Source organism: Phaeobacter sp. CAU 1743 (assembly GCF_039839315.1).
Lineage (GTDB): Bacteria > Pseudomonadota > Alphaproteobacteria > Rhodobacterales > Rhodobacteraceae > Phycobacter > Phycobacter gallaeciensis_A.
This window is the reverse complement of the sequence record NZ_JBDOQR010000007.1, coordinates 18545-34201: the sequence shown is the minus strand read 5'-3', so window position 1 is coordinate 34201 and position 15657 is coordinate 18545. Positions and strand designations below refer to the sequence as shown.

The 15657-nt window shown below is 64.8% G+C and carries 14 protein-coding genes; 10 read left to right on the top strand and 4 right to left on the bottom strand.

Features of this window, described 5'->3' with window-relative positions; all coding sequences use genetic code 11:
- Window positions 1–9 precede the first annotated feature (9 nt).
- The 4 genes from AAFO90_RS04470 to AAFO90_RS04455 all read right to left on the bottom strand — a co-directional run bounded on the left by AAFO90_RS04470 (window position 10) and on the right by AAFO90_RS04455 (window position 6670).
- On the bottom strand, window positions 10–1152 hold the full coding sequence (locus AAFO90_RS04470; protein ID WP_347508638.1) for a nitronate monooxygenase: 1143 nt from the start codon (window positions 1150–1152) through the stop codon (window positions 10–12).
- Entirely contained in the window at window positions 1149–3119 is a 1971-nt protein-coding gene (locus AAFO90_RS04465) for an acetyl-CoA carboxylase biotin carboxylase subunit (RefSeq protein WP_347508637.1), read from the bottom strand. The genes AAFO90_RS04470 and AAFO90_RS04465 overlap by 4 nt, the downstream gene beginning before the upstream one ends.
- Window positions 3120–3133: 14 nt before the next feature.
- The gene (locus AAFO90_RS04460) at window positions 3134–4750 is read right to left on the bottom strand and encodes a carboxyl transferase domain-containing protein (RefSeq protein WP_347508636.1); all 1617 of its coding nucleotides are present in this window, start codon (window positions 4748–4750) and stop codon (window positions 3134–3136) included.
- 129 nt (window positions 4751–4879) lie between these two features.
- Window positions 4880–6670, bottom strand: a complete 1791-nt coding sequence (locus AAFO90_RS04455; RefSeq protein WP_347508635.1) for an acyclic terpene utilization AtuA family protein — start codon at window positions 6668–6670, stop codon at window positions 4880–4882.
- A 298-nt stretch (window positions 6671–6968) separates the two neighbouring features.
- Here AAFO90_RS04455 and pcaF point away from each other — a divergent pair, with 298 nt between their 5' ends.
- The 10 genes from pcaF (at window position 6969) to AAFO90_RS04405 (ending at window position 15599) form a co-directional block, all read left to right on the top strand.
- Window positions 6969–8171 (top strand): 3-oxoadipyl-CoA thiolase, encoded by a 1203-nt coding sequence (gene pcaF, locus AAFO90_RS04450; RefSeq protein WP_347508634.1) that lies wholly within the window; start codon window positions 6969–6971, stop codon window positions 8169–8171.
- A gap of 22 nt (window positions 8172–8193) precedes the next feature.
- Window positions 8194–9171, top strand: coding sequence for a 1,2-phenylacetyl-CoA epoxidase subunit PaaA (paaA, locus tag AAFO90_RS04445; protein ID WP_347508633.1), 978 nt, complete (start codon window positions 8194–8196; stop codon window positions 9169–9171).
- Window positions 9172–9252: 81 nt separating this feature from the next.
- Window positions 9253–9537: a 1,2-phenylacetyl-CoA epoxidase subunit PaaB gene (gene paaB / locus AAFO90_RS04440; protein ID WP_065272553.1), complete on the top strand. Its 285-nt coding sequence runs from the start codon at window positions 9253–9255 to the stop codon at window positions 9535–9537.
- The gene (paaC, locus tag AAFO90_RS04435; protein ID WP_347508632.1) at window positions 9537–10298 is read left to right on the top strand and encodes a 1,2-phenylacetyl-CoA epoxidase subunit PaaC; all 762 of its coding nucleotides are present in this window, start codon (window positions 9537–9539) and stop codon (window positions 10296–10298) included. Before paaB ends, paaC begins: the two co-directional genes overlap by 1 nt.
- 121 nt (window positions 10299–10419) lie before the next feature.
- Window positions 10420–10893 carry a 1,2-phenylacetyl-CoA epoxidase subunit PaaD gene (paaD, locus tag AAFO90_RS04430; RefSeq protein WP_347508631.1) on the top strand — a complete coding sequence of 158 codons (474 nt, stop codon included), beginning with the start codon at window positions 10420–10422 and terminating at the stop codon, window positions 10891–10893.
- A 10-nt stretch (window positions 10894–10903) separates the two neighbouring features.
- Window positions 10904–11977: a 1,2-phenylacetyl-CoA epoxidase subunit PaaE gene (gene paaE / locus AAFO90_RS04425; protein WP_065272551.1), complete on the top strand. Its 1074-nt coding sequence runs from the start codon at window positions 10904–10906 to the stop codon at window positions 11975–11977.
- An 80-nt stretch (window positions 11978–12057) separates the two neighbouring features.
- A complete protein-coding gene (locus AAFO90_RS04420) occupies window positions 12058–12819 on the top strand; it encodes a Phenylacetic acid catabolic protein (RefSeq protein WP_274834602.1) in 762 nt (253 codons plus the stop codon).
- Between the two features lie 376 nt (window positions 12820–13195).
- Window positions 13196–14059 (top strand): branched-chain amino acid aminotransferase, encoded by an 864-nt coding sequence (locus AAFO90_RS04415; protein ID WP_065272549.1) that lies wholly within the window; start codon window positions 13196–13198, stop codon window positions 14057–14059.
- Complete coding sequence (locus tag AAFO90_RS04410; RefSeq protein ID WP_347508630.1) at window positions 14052–15122, top strand: AbrB family transcriptional regulator; 1071 nt, start codon at window positions 14052–14054, stop codon at window positions 15120–15122. Before AAFO90_RS04415 ends, AAFO90_RS04410 begins: the two co-directional genes overlap by 8 nt.
- 21 nt (window positions 15123–15143) lie before the next feature.
- Entirely contained in the window at window positions 15144–15599 is a 456-nt protein-coding gene (locus tag AAFO90_RS04405) for a universal stress protein (RefSeq protein ID WP_065272547.1), read from the top strand.
- The last annotated feature ends 58 nt before the right edge of the window (window positions 15600–15657 follow it).

Here is a 15657-nt window from a genome sequence, read left to right as displayed (position 1 = left end):
CGCCTTGCCTCACCCTTCCAGCGCCGCCTGAAGCCTTTCGTAGCCACGCAGGAAATCCTCCTTGAAGGCCTGCACCACCGCGCCTGCGGACATGGCCTGCGTCATCAGACCAACGCCCTGCCCGACCCAATAGGTGGCCAGCTCCTGCGCGCCTGCATCGCCTGTCTGGCTCAGCTGGTCGATCCGCGCCAGCGCCGGTTCCGACACCAGCGTCTGCAAGGGCATCGGCAGCGGTTTGGGCGCGCCTTTCCCCTCCCAGGCCTCGGTCCAGCCGCTGATGAGCTGGCGCGAGGGCTTGCCGGTGCGCGACCGCGCCCGCACCGTATCGGCGCTGCTGGCCGCCAGCATCTTTTCCTTCACCACCGGGTTGGTCTCCGCCTCGACGGTCGTCAGCCAGACCGAGCCGCACCAGGCCCCTGCCGCCCCCATCGCCATGGCGCCCGCCATCTGCGCGCCGCTGGCGATGCCGCCCGCCGCCAGCACGGGCACATCAGCGCCCATATCGGCGATGGACTGAACCACCTCGGGCACCAGCACCATGGTGGAAATCTCACCCGTGTGCCCGCCGGCCTCTCCGCCTGCGGCGACGATGATATCCACCCCGGCCGCGACCTGCGCGCGGGCGTGCTGCGCCGTGCCAACCAGCGCCGCCACGGCAACCCCATGCGCCTTGCCCATCTCCAGCATATCGGCAGGTGGCACGCCCAGCGCATTGGCAATCAGCGCGATGGGGTGGCGAAAGGCGACCTCCAGACTGCGTCGTGCCCCGTCCGCGCTGATATTGTCGCGAAAGACCAGCATCTCCTGCCGCCGCGCGTCCAGATCTCCGGGATCAAGGCCCTTGTCGCGCAGCACCGAGGCGGCGAATTCCTTATGCCCCTCGGGCACCATGGCAAGGATCTGTTCGTCAGGAATGTCCTGCCCCTTGGCCTCGAACTTATTGGGCACGATCAGATCGACGCCATAGGGTCGCCCGTCCACGTGATCGTCGATCCAGCTTAGTTCCTCTTCAAGCTGCTCGGGGCTCATCATCGCGGCGCCAAAGACGCCCATGCCGCCCGCATTGGTGACGGCGGCCACCACATCGCGGCAATGGGAAAAGGCAAAAAGCGGAAATTCGATGCCAAGCTGCTTGCACAGATCCGATTTCATGCCGCGCCGCCTTCCACGTCGATGGAAACCAACAGATCGCCTGCCTTGACCTGTGTGCCTGCAGCGACCGGAACCTCGGCCACCACGCCTGCAGCAGCGGCAAGGATTTCATGCTGCATCTTCATCGCCTCCAGCACCGCGAGGCGGCTGCCCGGCGTGACACTGTCGCCCGCCGCGACGCAGACCTCCAAGAGCGCGCCATGCATCGGCGCGGTGATCTGGCCATCAGCCTCTCCTGCTGCCGCGCTGGCCCCGGCGCGGATGCGCGAGACCTCGAAAATGCGCGCGCCCGTCGCCAGGAAAAGACGGTCGCCCTCCATATGAGTGTGCCGCAGATCCGCGCGGGTGCCATCCACGCGCAGCGCGCTGTCCTGCCCGGTCACCTGATGCGACCACTCCCCCGCTGCGACGGTCAGGGCACCGCCCATCTCGCTCAGCCGCAGATCATGGATCGCCTCCCCGGCGGCGATCTTCATCCGCGCGTGCAAAGCCCCCTGCGCCGACCAGCCGAGAAGCTCGGGCGCCACGCCACTTGCCCGCGCTGCCGCAGCCTGATCACTGCGATAGATCAGCGCCGCCGCCAAAGCGACCTCTGCCGAACCAAGCGGTGCGGTCAGATCCCCCGGCAGGTGATCGGCGATAAACCCGGTCGTGGCCTGCCCTTCGGCGAACTCGGGATGGTTCAGCACCCTCAGCAGGAAATCGCGGTTGCTCGCCGGTCCAAACAGCGCCAGATCCTTCAGTGCGCCGATCAGCCGTTCCAACGCCTCGGCCCGGGTCGCGCCATGGGCGATCACCTTTGCCAGCATCGGATCGTAATAGGGAGAGATGTCCTGCCCGCTGGTAACACCCTCATCAACGCGAATGCCCGCCCCCGCCGGAGCCCGCCACAAGGCAATGCGCCCGGCCTGCGGCAGGAAATCCTGCGCGGGGTCTTCGGCGTAAAGGCGCACCTCAATGGCGTGGCCGGTCAGGGTCACATCCTCTTGCACGATGCCAAGGGGCTGCCCCGCCGCCACGCGGATCTGCAGCGCCACCAGATCCAGACCGGTGACCATTTCGGTGACCGGGTGCTCCACCTGCAGACGCGTGTTCATCTCAAGGAAGTAGAAGGCGCCGCTGTCATCGAGCAGGAACTCCACCGTGCCGGCGCCGACATAGCCAATGGCGCGGGCGGCCTCCACGGCGGCAGCCCCCATGCGGGCGCGCAAGTCTTCATCCAGCGCCGGGCTTGGCGCTTCCTCCACCACCTTTTGATGGCGGCGCTGCACGGAACAGTCGCGTTCACCCAGATGGATCGTGTTGCCATCCCTGTCGGCAAAGACCTGAATTTCCACATGGCGCGGGCGGATCACCGCCTTTTCCAGGATCACCTCGTCTGATCCGAAGGCCGAGAGCGCCTCACTCTGCGCCAGACCCAGCGCGCCTGCGAAGCCCTCTGGCGCCTCAACCAGTCGCATGCCGCGCCCGCCGCCCCCGGCTGCCGCCTTGATCATCACCGGATAGCCGATGCGGTCTGCCTCGGCCGCCAGCACATCTGCCGACTGATCCTCGCCCTCGTATCCCGGCACACAAGGAACCCCCGCCGCGATCATGCGGCGCTTGGCGGCGGCCTTGTTGCCCATCAGCGCAATCGCCTCGGCACCGGGGCCAATGAAGATGAGGCCCGCCCCTGTGCAGGCGCTTGCGAATTCGGCGCTTTCCGACAGGAAGCCATAGCCCGGATGCACCGCATCCGCACCCGCCTCCCGTGCCGCCGCGATCAGTTTTTCCGCCGAAAGATAACTGTCGCCCACCGGCCCGGCGCCAATGCAGATGGCCCGGTCGGCATAGGCAACATGCGGGCTGGCGGCATCGGCCTTGGTGTGCACCGCGATGCAGGTGATCCCCATGGCGCGGGCGGTTTTCATGATGCGCAGGGCAATCTCGCCCCGGTTGGCCACAAGGAGTGATGTGATCTGTGTCATGTCCGTCTCCCCTGTCATGCCCGCGCCACGCCAAAGGCGTTGGGCCGCAGATCGCGCGCCAGCCCTTCGGCGCAGGTGGCAAGGCAAAAGCCGATCACCCGGCGCGTGTCGCGCGGGTCGATCATTCCCATGTCGAGCATGTGCCCCGAGGTGTAAAACGCATCCGATTGCCGGTCGAAATGCGCGGTGATCTTGGCCCGCTGGGTGGCAAGGCGCTCCTCATCCACCGGAAATCCCTTGCGCGCGGCGGTGCGACGGGCGACCTGTTCCATGGTCAGGGCAGCCTGTTCCCCGCCCATCACGCCGGTCATGGCATTCGGCCAGGTGAACAAGAAGTCGGCGCCAAAGGCATGGCCGCACATGCCATAATTCCCGGCCCCGAAACTGGCCCCTACATAGAGCGAGATCTTGGGCACCCGCAGGTTTGTCACCGCCTGAATCATCTTGGAGCCGTGTTTGATCATGCCACCGCGCTCATACTCGGTGCCGACCATGTAGCCGGTGGTGTTGTTCAGAAAGACAACCGGCGTGCCCGCCTGATCCATCGCTTGCAGGAAATGCGTCGCCTTGGTGGCGCCGTCTGGGTCGATGGGTCCGTTGTTGGCGAGGATCCCAACGGGTTGCCCCATGATGCGCGCCTGCAGACAAAGCGTTGCAGGCCCGTAGCCCGGCTTGAAATCCAACAGGTGCGAGCCATCCACGATCCGCGCCGCGACCTCGCGCATGTCATAGGGTTTGCGGTAATCGACCGGCACAACGCCCGCCAGTTCATCGGGGTCGTGTTGCGGCGCGTCATAGTCAGGACCCTGCACAGCCCCCGAAGGCCAGCCCAGCCCCGCCACCACCTCGCGGGCGATCTCGATCCCGTGGGCGTCATCCTCGGCGAGATATTCCACCAGTCCGGTGACCTCGGCGTGCATCTCGGCTCCGCCAAGGTCGGCATCCTTCGCAACCTCTCCGGTGGCGGCCTGCACCAGCGCGGCACCCGCCAGCATCGCCATGCCGTTGCCCTTGACCCCGATCACATAGTCCGACAGACCCGGCTGATACGCGCCCCCGGCGGTCGATGCGCCATGCAGCACCGTGATCACCGGAATGCCCGCCGCCGAGAGCCTTGCAAGCCCCGCAAACATGCCGCCGCCATGGGCCCAGAGCTCCACCGTGTAGCGCATCAGATCGGCGCCCGCGCTTTCGACCAGATGGATAAAAGGCAGCTTCTGCCGATGCGCGATCTCAAGCGCGCCCAGCGCCTTGTCCACCGATTTGCCGGTCATCGCCCCTGCATTGATCCCCGCGTCATCAGCAAAGACCATGCAGCGCACGCCCGAGACATAGCCGATCCCGGTGATGATCGAGGCACCGGGGATCGATGTCTCGGGATCCGGGTCATCCACCAGATAGGACGCCATGTTGTAAAGCTCGACAAAGGGCATTCCGGGATCCAAGAGCGCCGAGACCCGTTCGCGCGGAGAAAGCTGGCCGCGTTTGTCAAAGACCGGGCGGCGCTCATCGGATTTCGCTGCCGCGCGGGCCTCCAATGCGCGCATCCGATCCACCAGCGCCAGCATCTCGGCGCGGTTCTGCTGAAAGGCATCGCTGGCCGGGCTGATCCGGCTTTGAAAGACTGTCATGTCACGGCTCCCTGTATCATCTTGCCTTGTCCCGCCCGGCCAACAGGCCGGGCAGCGCCCGTCCGCCCCCATGGGCGGGCGCTTCGCTTCCGCCCGCGGACGAGTTCTGCCCTTCTGGCTGACACCTCTTTATTCATCCCACCCCCTCAGCAGATCCGCATCCACCGGCACCGGGGCGGCCAGCAGCAGCTGGGCGTATCCCTTGGCCTGCGGGTCATTGCGCAGGGAGGAGGTGCCGCCCCCGCCCAGCGCGCCATGCAGCAGGATGTTCATCGACGCACTCCCCGGCAGGTAGAACCGCTCAATCCGGCCTTTGGTGAAATGACCAAAGACGCGGGTCAGGTGGGCCTCATCCAGCGCGGACCAGATCCAGGGCATGAACTCGGGGCGGCGGGCGAGAATGCCGATATTGGCGATGTCGCCCTTGTCACCGCTGCGCCCATAGGCCAGGCGCACGAGCGGCACCTCGACCACCCTATTCGCTGCCGGAGCAACCGGCAGCGCAGGGCGCGTGGGCGGATCGGCGGGCTGCGGCGCAGCGGCCGGGATATCAACCTCTCCCGCCGCATCACGCAGGGTGACTGACACCTGATCCTTGGGCGTGAGGTAGGAAAACAGCGCCAGCACCGGGCTGGGCCGGGGCCGCGTGCCCGCGAAGCCCGACAGGCCCGGCGGAGTGGCAAGACCCAGGCCGGTTGCCTCTTTCATGAAAAGGCCAATGGCACGGGCATCGACGTGGCGCACCGCAATCTTGGCAGCGACCTCGCGCGCCGGGGCGCTTTGGCGCATCGCGCCGAACTGGCTTTCGGCGCCGATCAGCTCCACGCTGACATCGGTGAAATCGGGCGCGTTCATGCGGGTCAAAGCCGCGCGGGTCCGCGCCAGCGCCGCATCGGCAAAGGCCTGGGCCTTCTCCTCGGCCTGCAGCCCGTAGAAGGTAAAGATATGCCCGGCGCGGTAGCCATCGGCGTGGGTCAGGCAGGTCTTGTATGCCTCCGGCACGCCAAGACCCCTGGCCCCCGCCACATGCACCCGGTTCGGAGCGGTTTCTGTCAGTGTCACATTCGAGAAGTCACAGATCACATCCGGCAGCACATAGGCCTGCGGATCGCCGATCTCATAGAGCATCTGCTCGCCCACCGTGCCGCAAGAGACCAGCCCGCCGGTGCCTTCGGGCTTCACGACATCAAAGGAGCCATCGGGGCAGACTTCGGCGATGGGATAGCCAATGCGGTCCAGCCCCTGCACCACATCGCGCCAATCGGTGAAATTCCCACCCGTGGCCTGCGGTCCGCATTCCAGGATATGCCCTGCCAGTGACCCGCCTGCGAGCTGGTGCAGATCCTGCGGCGCCCAGCCGAAATGATGGATGCAGGCGCCAAGGGTGACGGCGCTGTCGACGCAACGACCTGTAATGACGATATCAGCGCCCCGGGCCAGCGCGGCGGCGATGGGAAAGGCGCCAAGATAAGCGTTGATGCTGGCGATCTTGTCTTTGGGCGGGAAAGGCGCGCCGGAAAACATCTCGATCGGGCCTGTTGCGGCGATCTCTTCAGCCTGCCCGGTCAGATCGTCGCCTTCGATGATCGCCACTTTCAGCGACAACCCCTGCCGGGCGATTTCCTCGCGCAGGGCGGCGGCGCAGGCACCGGGGTTCACCCCACCCGCGTTGGAGATGATCCGCACACCCTGCGCCGCGATCTGGGACAGGTTGGGCGCCATGGCGCCGCTGACGAAATCCGTGGCGTAGCCTGCGCCCGGATCCTTGGCGCGCGCGCGGGCCAGGATCGCCATGGTGATCTCGGCCAGGTAATCATAGACGATGAAATCCAGCCCGCCCGCTGCCAGCAGTTGCGGTGTGGCCAGCGCAGCATCGCCCCAGAAGCCGCTGGCGCCGCCGATGCGCAGAATATCCGCCATGTCCTCTACCCCGTGACGCAATGCGCCTGTTTCAGGCCTAGCAAAGCTGTCGCGATGTCCTCCGCACCACAACAGACCGATCGTTCTGTTTTAGCCTGCCTGAAAGCGCAGGCAGGCCGCAACAGAAAATCCGCGCCGATGGAAAAGGACGTTAAGTCATTCAGATTCCGACAATGTGTTACAGATTTTCCAATCACCTACCTTTTACGTTACATTTTGCTTGCCGCGAATCGCTGCTTTAATGTACACCGACTACACGGTCGGCTAATTTTTGAGCCAAACAGGAGACGCGAACCCCATGGATGCATTCATCTGCGATGCCACCCGGACCCCCATTGGCCGCTACGGCGGCGCCCTCAGCCAGGTCCGCACCGATGATCTGGCCGCTGCCCCGATTGCCGCGCTGGTCGCGCGCAACCCGGACGTGGACTGGGCCAGCATTGACGATGTGATCTTTGGCGATGCCAACCAGGCCGGGGAAAGCAACCGCAACGTGGCCCGCATGGCGGCTCTGCTGGCGGGCCTGCCGGTGGATGTGCCCGGCACCACCATCAACCGCCTATGCGCATCCGGCATGGACGCAGTGGGCATGGCCAGCCGCGGCATCCGCGCCGGAGACTATGACATGGCCATCGCAGGCGGCGTCGAAAGCATGAGCCGCGCGCCTTTCGTGATGCCCAAGGCAACCAGCGCCTTTACCCGCGCCAATGCGGTCTACGACACCACCATCGGCTGGCGCTTCGTGAACAAGAAGATGCACGAGATGTATGGCACCGACTCGATGCCGCAGACCGCTGATAACGTTGCAGAAGATTATGATATCTCTCGCGAGGATCAGGACGCATTTGCCGCCCGCAGCCAGGCCCGCTGGGCCAGCGCACATGAGGCAGGCGTCTTTGCCGAAGAGATCACCCCGGTGACCATTCCGCAGCGCAAGGGCGATGCCCTGGTCGTGGACACCGACGAACACCCCCGCCCTGGCACCGGCGCCGACAAGCTGGCAAAGCTGAAAGGCGTCAACGGCCCGGAAAAGAGCGTGACCGCAGGCAATGCCTCGGGCGTCAACGATGGCGCCGCCGCCATCCTGATGGCGAATGAGGCAGCCGCGGCCAAGAACGGCCTGAAACCGATGGCCCGCATCGTCGGCATGGCCGCCGCCGGGGTCGAACCCCGCGTGATGGGCATCGGCCCGGTCCCCGCGACGCAAAAGGTTCTGGCCCGCACCGGCCTCACCATCGACCAGATGGACGTGATCGAACTCAACGAGGCCTTCGCCTCGCAGGGGCTTGCGACCCTTCGCGCCCTTGGCGTGGCGGACGATGCGCCCCATGTTAATCCCAATGGCGGTGCTATCGCCATCGGCCATCCGCTTGGCATGTCCGGCGCCCGGCTGGTGCTGACCGCCGCCTATCAACTGCAACGTACCGGCGGGCGCTACGCGCTGTGCACCATGTGCGTTGGTGTCGGACAGGGCACCGCCCTGATCCTTGAACGTGTGTAATCAGTAAGGGAGGAAACGCGCTATGTATGCTCAGATGGTGAAATCCGAGGCCACGCAAGACGACCCCGAAAAACTCGCCGCCTTTCAGGCGCGGATCGACCGGGGCGAAAAGATCGAGCCCAAGGACTGGATGCCCGAGGGCTATCGCAAGACGCTGATCCGCCAGATCGGCCAGCACGCCCACTCGGAAATCGTCGGCCAGCTGCCCGAAGGCAACTGGATCACCCGTGCCCCGACGCTGGAGCGCAAGGCGATCCTGCTGGCCAAAGTGCAGGACGAGGCGGGCCATGGTCTGTATCTCTACTGCGCGGCAGAAACGCTGGGTGTGTCCCGTGATGAGCTGACGGAAATGCTGCTGGATGGCCGCATGAAGTATTCCTCGATCTTCAACTACCCGACGCTGAACTGGGCCGATATCGGCGCAGTGGGCTGGCTGGTGGACGGCGCCGCGATCATGAACCAGGTGCCGCTGCAGCGGACCTCTTTCGGCCCTTACAGCCGCGCCATGATCCGGGTCTGCAAGGAAGAAAGCTTTCACCAACGCCAGGGCTATGACGCCATCCGCAAGATGGCCGAAGGTACGCCTGAGCAGAAGAAGATGGCGCAGGACGCGCTGAACCGTCTGTGGTTCCCGTCGCTGATGATGTTCGGTCCCTCGGACAAGGATTCGGTGCACTCGGCGCAATCGATGGCCTGGAAGATCAAGATGAACACCAATGACGAACTGCGTCAGAAGTTCGTCGACCAGACCGTGCCGCAGATCGAATTCCTTGGTCTTGAGCTGCCCGATCCCGGCATCAAGTGGAACGAGGAACGCGGTCACTATGACTACACCGATCCCGACTGGTCGGAGTTCTTCGACGTGATCCAGGGCAACGGCCCCTGCAATACCGACCGTCTGGCCGCGCGCAATGACGCCTGGAAAGACGGTGCATGGGTCCGTGACGGCCTGCTGGCCCACGCCCAGAAGAAGGCCGCGCGCAAACACGCCGCCGAATAACCGACCCAAGCCTTATCTGCCCCCTGCCCAGTCCATCATAGACCTGCGGCAGGGTGGCCCCTCAGCCAGGAGGAACACCCCATGAAACATGAATGGCCCCTTTGGGAAGTCTTTATCCGCGGTCAGCATGGCATGAGCCACCGCCACGTCGGATCGCTGCACGCGCCGGACGCTGAAATGGCGATCAAGAACGCCCGCGACGTCTACACCCGCCGCAATGAAGGCGTGTCGATCTGGGTGGTCGAGGCGAACAATATCGCCGCTTCCTCGCCCGGCGACAAAGGCCCGCTGTACGAGCCGTCGGAATCCAAGGTCTACCGTCACCCGACCTTCTTTGACATCCCCGAAGAAGTGGGAGCGATGTGATGACCCGCGAGGAAGCCTTTACTCAGTTCCTTTTGCGGATGGGTGACAACACCCTGATCCTGGGCCATCGCGTCAGCGAATGGTGCGGCCACGCGCCGGTTCTGGAAGAGGATATCGCGCTGGCCAATACCGCGCTCGACCTCATCGGTCAGACCCAGATGTGGCTTGGCCTTGCGGGCGAAGTGCAGGGGGAAGGCAAGAGCGCCGATGATCTCGCCTTCCTGCGCGATGTCTGGGATTTCCGCAATGTGCTGCTGGTCGAGGTGCCGAACGGCGACTTTGGCCGCACCCTGATGCGCCAGTGCCTGTTCGATGCCTGGCACTCGATCCAGCTGGGTCACCTGATGAAATCCAGCGACGAACGGGTTGCCGCGATTGCCGCCAAGGCCAGCAAGGAAGTCGCCTATCACCTGGAACGTTCGGCCGATACGGTCGTGGGGCTGGGTGATGGCACCGAAGAAAGCCACCGCCGCATGCAGGAAGCGCTGGATTATCTCTGGCCCTATGTGGGCGAGATGTTCCAGTCCGACGACGTGGACGCGGAGATGGTCAAGGCGGGTATCACGCCCGATCCGGCCAGCCTGCGGGGTGATTTTGATGCGCTGATCGGCCGGATCATGGGCGAGGCAACGCTGACCATCCCGGACAGTTCCTTTGGTCACAAGGGCGGGCGCACCGGCAAGATGCACACCGAGCATCTGGGGCACCTGCTGACCCATATGCAGTGGCTGCAGCGCGCCTATCCCGGCGCCAAGTGGTAGCGACAACCGCATCACAGTAAGGGCACCCCCGACCTCGGGTGGGGGTGAAGCCCCCTACCGTGGGGGAGGTCGGGGGCTGCCCGGCCTATCGACCGGGCAAAGCCAAAGTGGAGTGAGCCACATGAGCCAAACAGTAGACAAGCCAAGCGTGGAGAAGATCTGGGAATGGCTGGACGCCGTGCCCGATCCGGAAATCCCGGTGATCTCTCTGGTCGATCTCGGCATCATCCGCGGTGTCGCCTGGGACGGCGATACTCTGGAGGTGGCCGTCACCCCGACCTATTCGGGCTGCCCTGCGACGGCGGTGATCAACATGGATATCGAAACCGCCCTGCGCGATCACGGGGTCGAGGACATCCGCCTCAAAACCCAGATCGCCCCGCCCTGGACCACCGACTGGTTGTCGCAAAAGGGCCGCGCCAAGCTGGAAGAATACGGCATCGCTCCGCCCCAGGCCGCAGGCGGCCCCGAAAAATGCCCCCATTGCGGCAGCAAGAACGTCACCCGTGTGAGCCAGTTCGGCTCCACCCCGTGCAAGGCACACTGGCGCTGCCAGGACTGCCTCGAACCCTTTGATTATTTCAAGTGCATCTGAGGAGACCTCCATGGCGCGCTTTCACGATCTAGAAGTCACCGATGTCCGCAAGACGATCCGCGATGCGGTTGTTGTCTCCCTGAAGCCCGCCAATGGCGCGGCGGCGGAGTTCGATTTCACCCAAGGCCAGTACCTGACCTTCCGCCGCGATTTCGACGGCGAGGAGCTGCGCCGCAGCTACTCGATCTGCGCGGGCAAGGAGGACGGCATCCTGCAGGTCGGTATCAAACGCGTCGATGGCGGCGCCTTTTCGACTTGGGCCAATACCGATCTCAAACCCGGTGACACCTTGCAGGCTATGGCGCCGATGGGCACCTTCTTCACGCCGCTCGATGCTGGCGCCGAAAAATCCTACCTCGGCTTTGCCGGCGGATCCGGCATCACCCCGGTGCTGTCGATCCTGAAGACCACCCTGGCGGCCGAGCCAAATTCGACCTTCACGCTGGTTTACGCCAACAAGGGCGTCAACACGATCATGTTCCGCGAGGAGCTGGAGGACCTGAAGAACCTCTACATGGGGCGCTTCAACGTCATCCACATTCTGGAAAGCGATGCGCAGGAGATCGACCTCTTCACCGGTCTGGTGACCGAGGAGAAATGCGCCCAGCTGTTCGAGCACTGGATTGATATCGACAACGTCGACACCGCCTTTATCTGCGGGCCGGAACCGATGATGCTGGGCATCGCCGCAGCGCTGCGCACGGCAGGCCTGAAGGACGATCAGATCAAGTTCGAGCTCTTCGCCAGCGCCCAGCCCGGCCGGGCCAAGCGCAAGGCAAGCGCCGCCGATGCGGCCAGCAACGCGAACCAGACCTCTGCCGCGATCACCCTTGATGGCGCCACCCAGACCATCGAGATGGGCAAGGACACCACCATCCTGGATGCGGCGCTGGAGAACGCAATGGACGCGCCCTACGCCTGCAAGGCCGGGGTCTGCTCCACCTGCCGCTGCAAGGTGCTGGAGGGCGAGGTGGAAATGGTCACCAACCACGCGCTCGAAGATTACGAGGTCGAAAAGGGCTACGTCTTGTCCTGCCAGGCCTATCCTGTCACCGATAGGGTGGTCGTGGATTACGATCAGTAATGCATTTCATGGCGCGCCCTTCCGGGCGCGTCTGTGTTTAAGGGCCCGTTTCACAGGGCCGAATTCAGGGAGGATCAGATATGGCCGAGGACATGAGCCTCAGCAGCTATCTTGCGCAGGGCGGCAAGCTCACCAATCCATCCAACGTGCCGCCGCGCTATCGTGCGGAACTCTTGAAACTGATGGCGACCTTTGTCGACAGCGAGCTCGCCGGGGCCGCGGGCTTTGCCGATATCATCAACGAAGGTCCCGGCATCAAGGCCCGCATCGCCGCCGCCAAGATCGTGCTGGAGAAATCCGACAATGCCGACAAGGTGCTGCGGATCATGGGGGAATTCGGCGCCGATACCGAGGCCTACGCCGATCACCACCCCTGGACCGCGCGGCTGACCCGCGATGCCGACATCGGCCAGAGCCGCAGCAAGCACGACATGCGCCTTGCGGTGTTCAACTACCCGCTGGAAGGCTGGCTTGACGCAGTGGTGATGAACCTTCTGATGGGCCGCGCTGTCACGGTGCAGCTTGGGGAGTTGTCGCAGGTGTCCTACCAGCCTCTGGCAGAGGCCTTCCGCAGCATCGCCCCGATCGAGCAGCGCCATGCGGAGTTGGCCGAAGAGGGGCTGACCCAGCTGGTAGAGAACGGCGAGACAGCGCAGGCGCAGGAAGCGGTGGACTACTGGTGGCCCCGCGTTGCGGCCTCTTTCGGCTCGCAAACCTCGGAGAAATTCGACGGGCTGCGCGCGATGGGCCTGCGCCATGGCACCAATGCCGAGCTGCACGACCGCTGGGCCGCAGACGCGGGTGCGATCCTTGGGAAGCTGGGCCTGACACCGGGCAACTGAGCCGCTCCGGTCCCCCAATCCGGCGCAGGTCCCGACACAGGGTCCTGCGCGGTCTCCCAGAAAAGCGCCCATATAGTCAGGCGGGCAGGCAGGCGGGGCACTCCCGCCCGGACGCTGCGCATCACGGATGCGCCTTGTCCCCTTGGGCCGGGCGCGCGCCGGGCGGCGCGCGCAAAGCGCCCGATCCTCGGTGTTTTCCCATTTGTTTCGCGTGCGAAACAGCTTGCCAGGTCCTTGTCCCGGCGCGCAGTGGCAACGCAACACCTCCACAGCCCCCACACACCCATGTGCAAAGAAGCGCCGACCGGGCACTGGACCTTGCCGGAAGAGCCTCCTAGTGTCCCGGGGACGCAAGACATTTTGAAAGGCCCCGATCATGGCAGCTGGCAGCACCATCCACACCTACTTCAACGGTCAGTGGCACGACGGGGACGTGCCAATCATGTCCGCCGCCGACCACGCGGCCTGGCTTGGCTCTTCGATCTTCGACGGGGCGCGGCTGTTTGACGGGGTGACGCCGGATCTGGATCTACACTGCGCCCGCGCCAATGCCTCGGCCTCGGCGCTGATGATGAAACCCACCGTCTCGGTCGAGGATATGGTGGAGATCACCCGCGAAGGGCTGAAACGCTTTGCCCCCGGCGCTGCGGTCTATATCCGCCCGATGTACTGGGCCACCGATGGCGATGCGACGATGATTGCGCCCGAGCCGGAGACCACCAAGTTCGCGCTCTGCCTGGAAGAGATCCCGATGGCCCCGGCGGATGCCAGCGCCACGCTGACCCGCACCCAGTACCGCCGCCCGGTGCTGGAGAACGCCGTAGTCAACGCCAAGGCCGGCTGCCTTTACCCCAACAACGCCCGCATGCTGCGCGAAGCCCGCGCCAAGGGCTTTGCCAACGCGCTGGTGCAGGATGCCATGGGCAACGTGGCCGAAACCGCTACCGCAAATATCTTTATGGTGCGCGATGGCGAGGTCTTTACCCCCATCGCCAACGGCACCTTCCTGGCCGGCATCACCCGCGCCCGTCACATCAAGAACCTGAAGGCCGACGGCGTCACCGTGCATGAGACCGTGCTGAGCTTTAAGGACTTTGAGGAGGCCGACGAAGTCTTCATGTCCGGCAACATGAGCAAGGTCACCCCGGTCACCGCTTTCGACGACCGTCAGTATCAGATCGGCCCCATGGCCCGCCGCGTGCGCGAGATGTATTGGGACTGGGCTGCCACGCATGGGTGAGTGGCGGCAAAGCTTTCTGACCATCGCCGTCGGCGGGGTCGGAGCTTTGATCGCCTCCCTGATCCATATGCCGATGGCCCTGCTGGCCGGGCCTGCCATCGCCGTCAGCCTTGCCGGGCTCTGGGGCGCACCGATGGATATCGCACCCCGGCTGCGGGATGCGGCGTTTCTGGTGATGGGGCTCAGCATCGGTTCGATGGTCAGCCCCGAAAGTTTTGCCGCCATGATGCGCTGGCCAGTGGCCTTTGGACTGCTGGCGGCCCTGACCATTGTCACGCCCTTCGCCGGGCGTAGCCTGGTGCCCCGCATCCTGCCGTTTGAACGACACGAATCCTTTCTCGCCGCCGCGCCCGGACATCTGGGGCTGGTGATCGCGCTGGCGGACAGCCTGTCTCTGTCCCTGACGCGGCCGATGGTGCTGGCCTCGATCCGGTTGATGTCGCTGACCCTGCTGGTGCCGCTGGGGGCCACCCTTGCGGGGATGGAGATCGGCTTTGGCCTACCCGGCAGCGCTGCGGTGACACCGCTGGGCTGGATCGCGATCCAGATTGCCATCGCCCTTGCCATCGCGCCGCTGCTGCGCCGGATCAAACTGCCCGCCCCGACGCTGATCGCCGGGATAACCGTCGCTGCGACGACCCATCTTGGCGGCTGGACTGCGGGCGGGTTGCCCGGCTGGGGGGCGCAGGGCGCGCTGATCCTGATGGGCAGCCTTATCGGGGGACGCTTTACCGGCATGAGCTGGCGCGAATTGCAGGGCAGCTTGCTGGCAGGCGGCGTGATCGTCCTTCTGACCTGCGGGCTGGCAGTTGTTGCGGCCCTGCCGGCGGCCTATCTGTCGGGGCTGCCGCTGTTGGATGTGCTCTTGGGATTTTCCCCCGGCGGGCTGGAAACCATGATCATCCTCGGCGCCGCGCTTGGCGCCGATCCGACCTTTGTCGCGGCGGCGCATCTGTTTCGCCTGATGGTGCTGGCGGTGGTTCTGATGCTCTACGCAACCCGGGTTGCCAACAGCGCCGCACTGAAAAGCGATGGACAGGACGCGGCCCCTCGGGCAGATTGATCAGGATTGTGGAGGCTACAGATGCGCAAATTTCTGGTTGTGCTGGATGACAGCCGTGAATGCCTGAACGCCATGCGGTTCGCCGCGATGCGGGCGGCCCGCACCGGTGGCGGGGTGGCGATCCTGTCGGTGATCCCGCCCGATGAATTCAACCACTGGATCGGCGTGGGCGAAGTCATGCGCGAAGAGGCCCGCGAACGCATTCACGCCCATTTCGAGGTTTTCGCCAAATGGATGCGCGACCGTCAGGGGGTGGATCCGGAGCTGATCATCCGCGAAGGCGAGGCCGTGCCCGAGATCCTGGCCCAGATCGAAGCCGATCCCGACATCGGCGTTCTGGTGCTGGGCGCGGGCACCGACCGCAAGGGGCCGGGGCCGCTGGTAAACCAGCTAAGCAAGACCTCGGGCAGCCTGCCGGTGCCAATCACCATCGTGCCGGGCGATCTGTCCAAGGACCGGCTGGAAGCGATTACCTGAGCCCCCAATTGCTGCCGCTGTTCCCTGATGCACAGGTGGCTCTGGCAATTTAGAACCG

What these genes read in the sequence shown, in the direction of transcription:
- AAFO90_RS04470 (WP_347508638.1), bottom strand. Translation starts at nt 1,152, where the DNA reads ATGAAATCGGATCTGTGCAAGCAGCTTGGCATCGAATTTCCGCTTTTT.
- AAFO90_RS04465 (WP_347508637.1), bottom strand. Translation starts at nt 3,119, where the DNA reads ATGACACAGATCACATCACTCCTTGTGGCCAACCGGGGCGAGATTGCC.
- AAFO90_RS04460 (WP_347508636.1), bottom strand. Translation starts at nt 4,750, where the DNA reads ATGACAGTCTTTCAAAGCCGGATCAGCCCGGCCAGCGATGCCTTTCAG.
- AAFO90_RS04455 (WP_347508635.1), bottom strand. Translation starts at nt 6,670, where the DNA reads ATGGCGGATATTCTGCGCATCGGCGGCGCCAGCGGCTTCTGGGGCGAT.
- pcaF (WP_347508634.1), top strand. Translation starts at nt 6,969, where the DNA reads ATGGATGCATTCATCTGCGATGCCACCCGGACCCCCATTGGCCGCTAC.
- paaA (WP_347508633.1), top strand. Translation starts at nt 8,194, where the DNA reads ATGTATGCTCAGATGGTGAAATCCGAGGCCACGCAAGACGACCCCGAA.
- paaB (WP_065272553.1), top strand. Translation starts at nt 9,253, where the DNA reads ATGAAACATGAATGGCCCCTTTGGGAAGTCTTTATCCGCGGTCAGCAT.
- paaC (WP_347508632.1), top strand. Translation starts at nt 9,537, where the DNA reads ATGACCCGCGAGGAAGCCTTTACTCAGTTCCTTTTGCGGATGGGTGAC.
- paaD (WP_347508631.1), top strand. Translation starts at nt 10,420, where the DNA reads ATGAGCCAAACAGTAGACAAGCCAAGCGTGGAGAAGATCTGGGAATGG.
- paaE (WP_065272551.1), top strand. Translation starts at nt 10,904, where the DNA reads ATGGCGCGCTTTCACGATCTAGAAGTCACCGATGTCCGCAAGACGATC.
- AAFO90_RS04420 (WP_274834602.1), top strand. Translation starts at nt 12,058, where the DNA reads ATGGCCGAGGACATGAGCCTCAGCAGCTATCTTGCGCAGGGCGGCAAG.
- AAFO90_RS04415 (WP_065272549.1), top strand. Translation starts at nt 13,196, where the DNA reads ATGGCAGCTGGCAGCACCATCCACACCTACTTCAACGGTCAGTGGCAC.
- AAFO90_RS04410 (WP_347508630.1), top strand. Translation starts at nt 14,052, where the DNA reads ATGGGTGAGTGGCGGCAAAGCTTTCTGACCATCGCCGTCGGCGGGGTC.
- AAFO90_RS04405 (WP_065272547.1), top strand. Translation starts at nt 15,144, where the DNA reads ATGCGCAAATTTCTGGTTGTGCTGGATGACAGCCGTGAATGCCTGAAC.